The 11,430-nt window shown below is 32.1% G+C and carries 10 protein-coding genes; 8 read left to right on the top strand and 2 right to left on the bottom strand.

The window, feature by feature from the left end; genetic code table 11:
• Positions 1 to 37: 37 nt before the first annotated feature.
• From truA to lpdA, 3 genes are all read left to right on the top strand, one after another.
• The gene (gene truA / locus AC23L6_RS07710) at positions 38 to 772 is read left to right on the top strand and encodes a tRNA pseudouridine(38-40) synthase TruA (protein WP_487561254.1); all 735 of its coding nucleotides are present in this window, start codon (positions 38 to 40) and stop codon (positions 770 to 772) included.
• Between the two features lie 27 nt (positions 773 to 799).
• Positions 800 to 2,560, top strand: a complete 1,761-nt coding sequence (locus tag AC23L6_RS07715) for an ABC transporter ATP-binding protein (RefSeq protein WP_487561253.1) — start codon at positions 800 to 802, stop codon at positions 2,558 to 2,560.
• Positions 2,561 to 2,672: 112 nt separating this feature from the next.
• Positions 2,673 to 4,061 carry a dihydrolipoyl dehydrogenase gene (gene lpdA, locus AC23L6_RS07720; RefSeq protein WP_487561252.1) on the top strand — a complete coding sequence of 463 codons (1,389 nt, stop codon included), beginning with the start codon at positions 2,673 to 2,675 and terminating at the stop codon, positions 4,059 to 4,061.
• A gap of 74 nt (positions 4,062 to 4,135) precedes the next feature.
• On the opposite strand, the gene AC23L6_RS07725 is transcribed toward lpdA, so the two are convergent.
• The gene (locus AC23L6_RS07725; protein ID WP_487561251.1) at positions 4,136 to 4,576 is read right to left on the bottom strand and encodes a KTSC domain-containing protein; all 441 of its coding nucleotides are present in this window, start codon (positions 4,574 to 4,576) and stop codon (positions 4,136 to 4,138) included.
• Between the two features lie 205 nt (positions 4,577 to 4,781).
• Between AC23L6_RS07725 and AC23L6_RS07730 the strand changes: the two genes are divergently transcribed.
• From AC23L6_RS07730 to AC23L6_RS07745, 4 genes are all read left to right on the top strand, one after another.
• Entirely contained in the window at positions 4,782 to 6,749 is a 1,968-nt protein-coding gene (locus tag AC23L6_RS07730; protein ID WP_487561250.1) for an endonuclease, read from the top strand.
• A gap of 77 nt (positions 6,750 to 6,826) precedes the next feature.
• The gene (locus AC23L6_RS07735; RefSeq protein WP_487561249.1) at positions 6,827 to 7,372 is read left to right on the top strand and encodes a hypothetical protein; all 546 of its coding nucleotides are present in this window, start codon (positions 6,827 to 6,829) and stop codon (positions 7,370 to 7,372) included.
• The gene (locus tag AC23L6_RS07740; protein ID WP_487561248.1) at positions 7,369 to 7,509 is read left to right on the top strand and encodes a hypothetical protein; all 141 of its coding nucleotides are present in this window, start codon (positions 7,369 to 7,371) and stop codon (positions 7,507 to 7,509) included. Before AC23L6_RS07735 ends, AC23L6_RS07740 begins: the two co-directional genes overlap by 4 nt.
• An 11-nt stretch (positions 7,510 to 7,520) precedes the next feature.
• Complete coding sequence (locus AC23L6_RS07745) at positions 7,521 to 7,736, top strand: hypothetical protein (RefSeq protein WP_487561247.1); 216 nt, start codon at positions 7,521 to 7,523, stop codon at positions 7,734 to 7,736.
• A 56-nt stretch (positions 7,737 to 7,792) separates the two neighbouring features.
• Here AC23L6_RS07745 and AC23L6_RS07750 read toward each other — a convergent pair whose 3' ends face one another.
• Entirely contained in the window at positions 7,793 to 8,746 is a 954-nt protein-coding gene (locus tag AC23L6_RS07750; protein ID WP_487561246.1) for an isopenicillin N synthase family dioxygenase, read from the bottom strand.
• A 181-nt stretch (positions 8,747 to 8,927) separates the two neighbouring features.
• On the opposite strand from AC23L6_RS07750, the gene AC23L6_RS07755 reads away from it, so the two are divergent.
• Positions 8,928 to 10,904, top strand: coding sequence for an alpha-ketoacid dehydrogenase subunit alpha/beta (locus tag AC23L6_RS07755; protein ID WP_487561245.1), 1,977 nt, complete (start codon positions 8,928 to 8,930; stop codon positions 10,902 to 10,904).
• Positions 10,905 to 11,430 lie beyond the last annotated feature (526 nt).

Below are 11,430 nucleotides of genomic sequence, written 5' to 3' on the forward strand. Positions count from 1 at the left end.
TTTAATAAGTATCTTTGTTCAATCAAAATAAACGTACTTGCGCTACTTCATCAAATTTTCTTACAACGGTACACACTATCACGGATGGCAAATTCAGCCTAATGCTCTATCTGTTCAAGAAACTTTAAGCAAGGCACTTTCGATTGTGTTGAATTTTGATATCAATTTAATGGGAGCAGGTCGCACAGATACTGGAGTTCATGCCAAGGAAATGTTTGCTCATTTTGATGTAGAAAAATTAATAGATACTCAAAGTAGCATTCACAAACTCAATTCATATTTACCAAAAGATATTGCAATTCATGATATTATACTTGTTCATGATGATGCCCACGCACGATTTGATGCAACAAAAAGAACTTACGAATATCATATCAACATTTTCAAAGATGTTTTTTTGGAAAATTTAAGTTGGTATTATCAAAAAGAGTTAGACATTCATGCAATGAATCATGCTTCAGAAATACTACTACAGCATACTGATTTTAAATGTTTTTCAAAAGTGAATACTGATGTAAACACCTTCAATTGCAAAATTTTTGAAGCATATTGGAAAAAGGAAAATAACAAATTAATTTTTACCATATCAGCCGATAGATTCCTCAGAAATATGGTAAGAGCTATAGTTGGGACATTAATTAATGTTGGTTTACATAAAATAACTACAACAGATTTCAATACAATCATTGAAAATAAAAACCGAAATGATGCAGGGTTTTCTGTTCCTGCACATGGATTGTATTTAACAAAAATAGAATATGATTTTTTATAGCAAGATAAAGCTATTTCACACAAAAAGATGAAGGCAAAAGCATTTGATACAAAAGTATTTAAACGAATTTTAGAATATACTAAACCTTACCAAAGACGATTTAATGGTGTAATTCTATTTGCAATTTCGCTTTCAGTTTTTGCAGCCGTACGTCCTTATTTGTTAAAACAAACAGTGGATGGTTATATTAAAACTCATGATGCACAAGGCTTGTTGTTTTATGTGACAATGATGGGAGTAGTGCTTTTGATGGAAGTTTTTTCTCAATTTTATTTTGTGTTTTGGGCAAACTGGTTAGGTCAGGATATTGTAAAAGACATTCGTATTAAACTTTTTAAGCATATGTTGAGTTTTCGCATGAAATATTATGACAACGCACCAGTTGGCCAATTAGTAACACGATCGGTTTCGGATATTGAGGCTATAGCTAGAATTTTCAGTCAAGGGCTTTTTATGATTATTAGTGATTTGATGAAAATGCTTGTTGTGATGGGTTTTATGTTTTACATGAATTGGAAGCTTACTTGGATAGTTATTATTGCTATGCCAATCTTAGTTTTTGTAACAAGAATATTTCAGCGCAAGATGCAACTCGCTTTTGAAGAAGTTCGTACGCAAATTGCAAACATGAACACTTTTGTACAAGAGCGAGTAACGGGAATGAAAATCGTACAACTTTTTAATCGTGAAGATATTGAGGCTGAAAAATTTAGTGAAATCAATCAAAAACACAATAAAGCTTGGATAAAAACAATACTTTACAATTCTATTTTTTTTCCAATTGCTGATATTATTTCTTCACTTACCTTAGGATTTGTAGTGCTTTACGGTGGAATTAAAATTTTAAACGGTGATCATTTTACCACTTTTGGGGATTTATTTTCTTATACCATGTTCATCGGAATGCTATTTAATCCGTTGCGACAAATTGCTGATAAATTCAATGAGATGCAAATGGGAATGATTGCTGCCAATCGTGTTTTTGATATTTTAGATACCAGAGATCAAATTCAAGATACAGGAACAATTGAAGCACCATTATTTAAAGGGAATATTCAATTTGCAGATGTCCATTTTAGTTACATTGACAATGAAGAAGTCATAAAAGGTATAGATTTAGAGGTGCAATCAGGTCAAACCATTGCTATTGTAGGAGCCACAGGAGCAGGAAAGTCTACGATAATTAATTTATTAAATCGTTTTTACGAAATTAGTAAAGGGGCTATTTATATTGATGGGCACAACATTAATGAATACAGTTTGAGTTCCATTCGAAAGCAAATTGCTGTGGTTCTGCAAGATGTATTTCTTTTTGCCGATACTATTTTAAATAATATTACATTAAACAATCCTGCTATTTCTCGTGAAGATGTTATTAACGGAGCCAAAAAAATAGGAGTTCACGATTTCATAATGAGTTTGCCAGAAGGTTATGATTATAATGTGAAAGAGCGAGGAGTAATGCTTTCTTCTGGTCAACGTCAATTAATTGCTTTTCTGAGAGCCTATGTGAGCAATCCGAGTATTTTAATTTTAGATGAGGCCACATCATCTATTGATACGTATTCAGAGGAATTGATTCAAAGTGCAACAGAAAAGATTACTAAAGGTAGAACCTCAATAGTTATTGCGCATCGCCTAGCAACTATTATAAATGCCGATAAAATAGTGGTTATGGATAAAGGTAGGATTGTAGAACAAGGTTCTCATCTTGAGTTATTAAATATTGAAGAAGGATTTTATAAAAATCTGTATTACTCACAGTTCTTGGTTGAAAACAATTCCTAATTCAAAATTCAACAATTAAATAATAAATCCTTAAATTCGCAACCGAAAATCATTAAATAAATGACAAGAGTTCATGCAACTGCATTTTTAAAATAACAAATAAAATAAAAAAATGAAATACGATATTATAGTTTTAGGAAGCGGTCCAGGAGGTTATGTTACTGCTATTCGTGCCTCTCAATTGGGTTTTAAAGTAGCTGTGATTGAAAAAGAAAATTTAGGTGGAGTTTGTTTGAATTGGGGTTGTATCCCTACTAAAGCTTTACTTAAATCCGCTCAAGTTTTTGATTATCTGAAACATGCATCTGATTATGGTTTGAGTATTGCCGCTTTCGATAAAGATTTTAATGCCGTAATTTCTAGAAGCCGAGGTGTTGCTGAAGGAATGAGCAAAGGCGTTCAATTTCTGATGAAAAAAAATAAAATTGATGTCATTGATGGTTTTGGTAAACTCAAACCAGGAAAGAAAATTGATGTTAAAAAAGCGGATGGAACTGTCACTGAATTCAGTGCTGACCATATCATTATAGCTACTGGTGCTCGTTCTCGTGAACTTCCAAATTTGCCTCAAGACGGTGTAAAAGTAATTGGATATCGCCAGGCAATGACTTTGCCAACTCAACCCAAGTCAATGATAGTAGTAGGATCTGGAGCTATTGGATTAGAGTTTGCCCATTTTTATAATGCAATGGGAACAGATGTAACTATTGTTGAATTTTTACCTAATATCGTTCCATTAGAAGATGAAGATATTTCTAAACAAATGGAACGTTCTATGAAAAAAGTTGGTGTTAAAATCATGACCAGCTCTTCTGTAGAAAGAATTGATACTTCTGGTAGCGGAGTAAAAGCATTTGTAAAAACAGCTAAAGGAGAAGAAATTCTTGAAGCTGATATTGTACTTTCTGCAGTTGGAATCAAAACCAACATTGAAAATATTGGATTAGAAGAAGTAGGTATTGCTACCGATAGAGATAAAATTTTAGTGAATGATTTCTATCAAACAAACATCCCTGGCTATTATGCCATTGGAGATGTTGTACCTGGACCAGCATTAGCTCACGTAGCCTCTGCTGAAGGAATTACATGTGTAGAAAAAATTGCAGGATTACATGTTGACCCAATCGATTACGGAAATATTCCAGGTTGTACCTATGCCACACCAGAGATCGCTTCTGTGGGACTAACTGAAAAACAAGCTAAAGAAAAAGGATACGAAGTGAAAATTGGAAAATTCCCTTTTTCAGCCTCAGGAAAAGCGAAAGCTGCTGGTACACCTGATGGATTTGTTAAAGTAATTTTTGATGCTAAATATGGTGAGTGGTTAGGCTGCCACATGATAGGTGCCGGTGTTACCGATATGATTGCAGAAGCAGTTGTAGCTCGTAAACTGGAAACTACAGGCCATGAAATATTAAAAGCTATTCATCCACATCCAACGATGAGTGAAGCTGTCATGGAAGCTGTTGCAGATGCTTATGGAGAAGTGATACATTTATAATATCGTATATATTAAAAAGAAGGAGGCTGTTTTATATAAAACAGCCTCTCTCTTTTTATAACCACAGATATGGTTTATTCTTGATTGCTAACTTTTCTGTAAGGATAAGCATTAAAAATGTGTCTTTTTGCAAATCTACTAGGTGAATCAGCATTGACCATCTTGATATATATAGCTTTTGGGACGCTTATAAATTCATATACACTTCCATTAGAAAAATTTACTGACAATCTAATATTCTCGTATTTATAATCCGTAATAGTTGAACTCGCAATAGTTTCATTGAATTCTGGTAAACCATTTTTAATCGTCTCAGGATTTATACTAACAAGAAAATGGTAGGCCTCAATAATTTCTTTGCTTTTTTGTTCTGCTTCTAATAATCCAGCTTCATCACCTTGAAATTTATCAGGATGACTTTCTTTCATGGCATTTCGATAGATGGTTTTTAAATCTTTTAATGCTACAGTTTTATCTACATTCAGCAGCTTTCGGTATTCAACAATTTTTTTCATAAAAAAGGGTAACGTATTGTCTTTTAGTATTTAAATATGTGATGAAATTTATAAATCACATTTTTTTTGCAAATGTACATTATTTAAAAAGAGTTCCTAAACTTTTTTTATAAAGTACAAAAATTTGATTTTTAAAGCTCAAAAATTGCATTTTATTCAATATATAAATTAATTCATTACATTTGTCGAACTAAAATCTACAAAAATGATGAAAAACCTGTTTTTCGCATGGTCTTTCTTGTGCTCGTTTATTTCTTACAGTCAAGTAGTAATTAATGAACTAGATGCAGATACACCATCGACAGATACAAAAGAATTCATAGAATTAAAATCAACAACACCTTTTTTCTCTTTAGACGGATATACAGTTGTTTTCTTTAATGGGACATCAACAGGAACATCTAATTTGAGCTATTATGCTATTGATTTGGACGGATTAGTTACAGATGGGAACGGTATTATTCTATTAGGTAATTTACAGGTTGTTCCATCTGCATCTTATACAATTCCTCAAGCTACTATTGAGAATGGGCCAGATGCCGTGGCTATTTATCTTGCAGACGCTACTGATTTCCCAAAAAATACTGTTGGAACAACAAATAATTTAATAGATGCTTTTGCATACAGCAACAATAGCACCGCAAAAGCTACACAATTAATGTCTGATTTAGGAATATCAGTAAGTTATAATGAGAATATAAACAGTTTAGCTGCGAGTCAATCTTTTCAAAGAAAAACTGATGGTACTTTTGAAGTAAAAACTCCAACTCCAAGAGCTAATAACGATGGTTCGGGAATAATTTATAACGGTATAACGACATCATTTAGTCCTGTGAGCCCCTTGACAGAGGGACAAAGCATTACAATAACATTCAAAACAGATGCTGTTGTATCATCTGATTTGAATTTTGCAATAACTTTAAAAAACGGATCTTTTACTACGTCTGATTATTCAGGAAATTTAAATATCAAAATACCATCAGGTTCTGATACCGCTTCAACGGTGATTCAATTGCTTAATGATGGCGTAAATGAAGGAGATGAAGAAATGGTAATTAAAGTGGGAACTATTCCATCAACTTATATTGTACTAAATAATAACATTACAGTAAGAGTTAATGATATCAATTTTGAGGTATCATCTTTTGGAACACCAGCAACTCCTACTTATGGAAATGTTACTAGTACTGCACCAATTGGATATTATAGTTCTATTGAAGGACTATCTGGAACTGCTTTAAAACAGGCTTTACAAAATATTATAGCGAATCCTTCCGTGGTTAGAGCACATACCTATGGAGATGTATATACCATATTGAATAAAGCAGATCAAAATCCTGCCAATAGCAATCAAGTATGGTTGATTTATACCGAACAACCACGCTCAAAAATTGATTTACAATCTGGAAATAGTATTGTTGGAAAATGGAATAGAGAGCATATTTATCCTCAATCAAGAGGCAACTATGGCGATTTATACAATTTACCACCAGCAGGAATTAATAAATGGACTTTGTCTAGTCCTGATGATATTGGTGCTGGTCTTACTGATGCACATCATCTTAGAGCTGCTGATGGCCAAGAAAATTCTTCAAGAAATAATAGAAATTACGGAATTGATTACAATGGCCCAACTGGAAATCCTGGAACGTGGAGAGGAGATGTAGCGCGTGCTGTTTTTTATATGGCTGTTAGGTATAATGGGCTAAGTGTGGTAAATGGTAATCCAAGTGAGAGTATTATTGGACAGATAGGGGATTTAGCAACATTACTAGATTGGAATAAATTAGACAAGTCTGATGATTTTGAAATGAATAGAAATAATTACATCTATACTTGGCAAATGAATAGAAATCCATTTATTGATTATCCAGATTTAGCCGATTATATTTGGGGAACTAAAGTAGGGCAGAAGTGGTATTCAACCTTGTCAACTTCTACTTTCTCAAAATCAAAAATGAGTATATATCCCAATCCTGCTAAAAATTATATTACAGTTTCTGGTATTTCTAATACTGGTACTATTCAAATTTATAATATTTCAGGAGCAAAACTATATGAGAATCAAATTAAGGGAGAAACTCAATTGAATATTAATTTGGCATCAGGAGTTTACTTAGTAAAAATTTCATCAGATACGAATATAGAAATTAAGAAATTGGTTATTGAATAATGTTCCTCTTTAAGTATAAATAACCCTTACATCATTGAAAAGGTTATTTAATTCAATTGAAATACTTAATTTTGAATATGAATATTCTTGAATTACCCAAACCAGGCACCTTCAAAAATACGTTTTGTGTTTTTAGAGAAAAGACTTTAGAAGAAGTAGCTAATAAAAAGGTTGATTTTATCAGTAAATCGGGGAGTAGCTATTATTATACTGAATCTGGGATGTACAGATTATCCAATCATTGGGGTAGATTAGCAAATAGTAAATGGCGATTAGAACCAATATTACCAGAAACAGCATCTAAAGTAAAATTAGGATTTGCTTTTTGGACAGATTTTTACCCAGATAATAGTACAGATGAGTTGTATTACCTCGAAGTAAATTTTGATACAAAAATCGTGACCTATCAACACAAGGATAATCCAGAATACAATCGGAAAGCAGTGCTGAGAACCAGTTTTGAAACAACAAAAAAAATCAAGCAAATACGGAATTTATTAAATTTGTCTTCATGGGCTAAGTATTTTGATTGTGATGATTTGGATTATTTAAGAAAAAAAATAATTACAGAATTGATACACAGTAATGCATCATTAGAAGACATAAAAAAGAAGTTTTTATGAGTAGAAACAACGAAAAAAACATCAAAAAATTTAACGATAAATTACACAAGGTTCGAGAAAAAAATAAAAAGGCTGAAGTTCTTCGTAAAGAAAAATTAAAAGCAATTAGTAGGAAATTTAATTCTACTATTTTATAAATTTATGATGTATGATAAACAATAAGTTTACGATTTTAAAAGATAGTGTTCAGGAAATAATTGATTTGATTGCTAATAAGCAAAATAGGGAAGCTAATAATAAATTGCTGGAAGTAAGTGAGTTATTGGATGAATTATTAGATTTCTCTGATACTGATGAGGATTTGGTTGAAATAAGTAAGTATCAGGTTTTATTAAATCAATTGCATCAAAAAATTAATTCATAAAAAAAGCACCAAGAATCCAATTATTAAGATTCTTGGTGCTTTTATGAATAGATAAATTATTTCTTAATTAATCCTAAGTCTACTAGACGTTCGTGAAGAAATTCACCAGCAGAAATAGCTTCATACAATTTTGGATTTTCTTCGTCAATGCAATTTTCCAAACAATCTAATGGCATATCACTCACAGGGTGCATGAAAAAAGGAATTGAAAAACGAGATGTTCCCCACAATTCTCTCGGTGGATTTACCACTCTGTGAATAGTAGATTTCAATTTGTTATTGGTATGACGTGAGAGCATATCGCCTACATTAATAACTACTTCATCAGGTGCAGCAATGGCGTCGATCCAGTCTCCATTATGATTTTGAACCTGTAATCCTTTACCTTGTGAACCCATTAATAGGGTAATCAAATTAATATCTCCGTGGGCAGCAGCTCTAACGGCACCATCTTTGGGTTCATCAGTAATTGGAGGATAATGAATAGGTCGTAAAATACTATTTCCGTCTTTGATAAAATTATCAAAATAAAATTCATCCAATCCTAAATAAATTGCCAAAGCTCTTAAAACATAAACTCCAGTTTTTTCTAGCATCTGATACGCTTCTTTTCCAACTACATTGAATCGAGGCAATTCTTCTACTTGAACGTTTTCAGGATAGACATCTTTATATTTAGAATTTTCTGAAACATATTGACCAAAATGCCAAAATTCTTTCAAATCTCCAGCAGATCTCCCTTTGGCATGTTCTTTGCCAAAAGAAATGTAACCCCTTTGTCCACCTATACCCGGAATTTCATACTTTCCTTTTACTTCAAGAGGAAGATTGAAAAAATTTTTCACTTCTTCATAAAGTTCATCAACTAATTTGTCATCTAAAAAATGACCTTTTAATGCTACGAAGCCAATATCTTCGTATGCTTTTCCGATTTCATTTACAAATTTTTGTTTACGTTTCGGGTCATCCGAAAGGAAATCACGCAAGTCTACACTTGGAATGTTTTGCATACTACAATTTTATTGTTAATAACTAAAAGGTTGTTAAGCCTTGTTATTACAAAGGTAGATAATATTTTTAAAAGCAATTTTGAAAACTTATTAACATCTTAAAAAAAAGAAACATTTTAAGTTCAAACTGTTATTTTTTTATACTTTTGGTAAAATTAACAATAGCGATACAGTATATATAATGAACTTTGAAAGAAAGAACCTAACTGATAATCAATTATTAGATTTATATAAAAGGTTACTTAAGCCCAGACTTATTGAAGAGAAGATGCTCGTTTTGATTCGTCAAGGAAAAGTTTCAAAATGGTTTTCTGGAATTGGTCAAGAGGCAATATCTGTAGGTGTGACTGCAGTATTAGACAAAGACGAATACATCTTACCAATGCATAGAAATTTGGGTGTGTTCACAGGTAGAGATATTCCATTATACAGGTTATTTTCACAATGGCAGGGAAAAGCTAATGGTTTTACAAAAGGAAGAGATCGAAGTTTCCATTTTGGAACTCAAGAATATAAAATTATAGGAATGATTTCGCACCTTGGTCCTCAACTAGGTGTTGCTGATGGAATTGCATTAGCTAATAAATTGAAAAAAAATGGTAAAGTTACAGCTGTTTTTACCGGTGAAGGAGCTACAAGTGAAGGCGATTTTCACGAAGCATTGAATATAGCGGCCGTTTGGGATTTGCCAGTTTTATTCATAATAGAAAATAATGGTTACGGGCTTTCAACACCAACAAATGAACAATATCGTTGTGAGAATTTAGCAGATAAGGGTGTGGGCTATGGAATGGAAAGTCATATCATCGATGGTAATAATATTCTTGAAGTTTTTGAAGAATTAACAGAAATAGTAAATTCGATACGAAAAAATCCGCGCCCTATACTCATTGAATTTAAAACTTTCAGAATGAGAGGGCATGAAGAGGCGAGTGGAACCAAATATGTTCCGAAAGAATTAATGGATATGTGGGCAGAAAAAGATCCAGTAGATACTTACAGAAGATATTTAATAAAGCAAAATGTTCTTACTACAGAGCAAGACGAATCTTGGCGAGAAGAAATTAAGAAAGAAATAGAAGATAATTTATTGATTGCTAATACTGAAGCTGAAATTACTGCTAACTATGAAAATGAATTAAATGATGTTTATAAACCGTATTATTTCGAAGAATATGCCCCTTCTGAAAAAATAGAGAACATACGATTTATTGATGCTATTTCTCAGGCGCTAAGACAATCCATGCAAAGACACCAAAACTTAGTAATTTTAGGACAAGATATTGCAGAATATGGAGGAGCTTTCAAGATAACTGAGGGTTTTGTTGATGAATTTGGAAAAGAAAGAGTGATCAATACTCCAATTTGTGAAAGTGCTGTAGTTTCAGCGGGAATGGGGTTGTCAATTAATGGTTATAAAGCTATTGTTGAAATGCAATTTGCAGATTTTGTCTCTACAGGCTTCAACCCAATTGTAAATTTAGTAGCAAAAACACATTACCGATGGAATGAAAAAGCAGATGTCGTTATTAGAATGCCCTGTGGAGCAGGTACTCAAGCAGGACCATTTCATTCTCAAACCAATGAAGCTTGGTTTACAAAAACACCAGGTTTGAAGGTAGTTTATCCCGCTTTTCCAGTTGATGCAAAAGGTTTATTGACTACAGCAATAAACGACCCAAATCCAGTTTTATTTTTTGAACACAAACAATTGTATAGAAGTATTTCCCAAGAGGTACCTGTAGACTATTATACCATTCCATTTGGAAAGGCAGCTCTCTTAAAACAAGGTAATCAAATCACCATAATAGCTTTTGGCGCAGCAGTGCATTGGGCTTTAGAAACCCTAGAAAAAAATCCTGAGATATCAGCTGATGTAATAGATTTAAGAACATTACAACCCCTAGACAAGGAAACTATTTATACTTCTGTAAAGAAAACCAACAAAGTAATTATTCTTCATGAGGATAGTTTATTTGGAGGAATAGCAAGTGATATTTCAGCTATGATTATGGAGGATTGTTTCGAATACTTAGATGGTCCCGTAAAGCGTGTTGCGAGTTTAGATTCTCCGATTCCTTTTACAAAAGCATTAGAGGATCAATACTTACCCAAAGGTAGATTTGAAAAAGAATTAATTGAATTAATTAAATATTAATTTACTCTACTTTAAAACATGATTTTTTTTATCATTCGTGTTTAGTGTTCTCTAATTGTAATAAAATAAACTTTTCCATAACCCACTTGTAAATGTTAATTTATGTTTACAGGAATATTATCGTCTCAAAATCAAGTATTTTATTGTTTTTTTTTTTGTAATATTGTTTTTTTAAATTGAAAATTTATTTATGCGAAGTTTATAATTACATAAATATATTTTAACTATTTGAAATACAGCGTTTTAATTGTTTTTATTTCATTATCTCATGCCTTTCGAATTTTTTAGATATATTTTGTTTAGTTCAAATAAAATAATTTTTAAAGTGTACAAAATTTACTAAATTGAGCCCAAATTTTTTACTATTAAACAAATACCTCCAATAATGCAAAAATGTAATAAGTCTCTAGTTCTTATAATTTTGATAACACTATTTTCATCGACTATTTATTCACAAAACCTTATTGTAAATGGGGATTTTGAGAGTGGAGGAAATGGAGTTGGTTTTGTTACTGATGGATTAGGA

The organism is Flavobacterium sp. R1_16 (assembly GCF_057652095.1).

What these genes read in the sequence shown, in the direction of transcription:
- AC23L6_RS07715 (WP_487561253.1), top strand. Translation starts at nt 800, where the DNA reads ATGAAGGCAAAAGCATTTGATACAAAAGTATTTAAACGAATTTTAGAA.
- lpdA (WP_487561252.1), top strand. Translation starts at nt 2,673, where the DNA reads ATGAAATACGATATTATAGTTTTAGGAAGCGGTCCAGGAGGTTATGTT.
- AC23L6_RS07725 (WP_487561251.1), bottom strand. Translation starts at nt 4,576, where the DNA reads ATGAAAAAAATTGTTGAATACCGAAAGCTGCTGAATGTAGATAAAACT.
- AC23L6_RS07730 (WP_487561250.1), top strand. Translation starts at nt 4,782, where the DNA reads ATGATGAAAAACCTGTTTTTCGCATGGTCTTTCTTGTGCTCGTTTATT.
- AC23L6_RS07735 (WP_487561249.1), top strand. Translation starts at nt 6,827, where the DNA reads ATGAATATTCTTGAATTACCCAAACCAGGCACCTTCAAAAATACGTTT.
- AC23L6_RS07740 (WP_487561248.1), top strand. Translation starts at nt 7,369, where the DNA reads ATGAGTAGAAACAACGAAAAAAACATCAAAAAATTTAACGATAAATTA.
- AC23L6_RS07745 (WP_487561247.1), top strand. Translation starts at nt 7,521, where the DNA reads ATGATAAACAATAAGTTTACGATTTTAAAAGATAGTGTTCAGGAAATA.
- AC23L6_RS07750 (WP_487561246.1), bottom strand. Translation starts at nt 8,746, where the DNA reads ATGCAAAACATTCCAAGTGTAGACTTGCGTGATTTCCTTTCGGATGAC.
- AC23L6_RS07755 (WP_487561245.1), top strand. Translation starts at nt 8,928, where the DNA reads ATGAACTTTGAAAGAAAGAACCTAACTGATAATCAATTATTAGATTTA.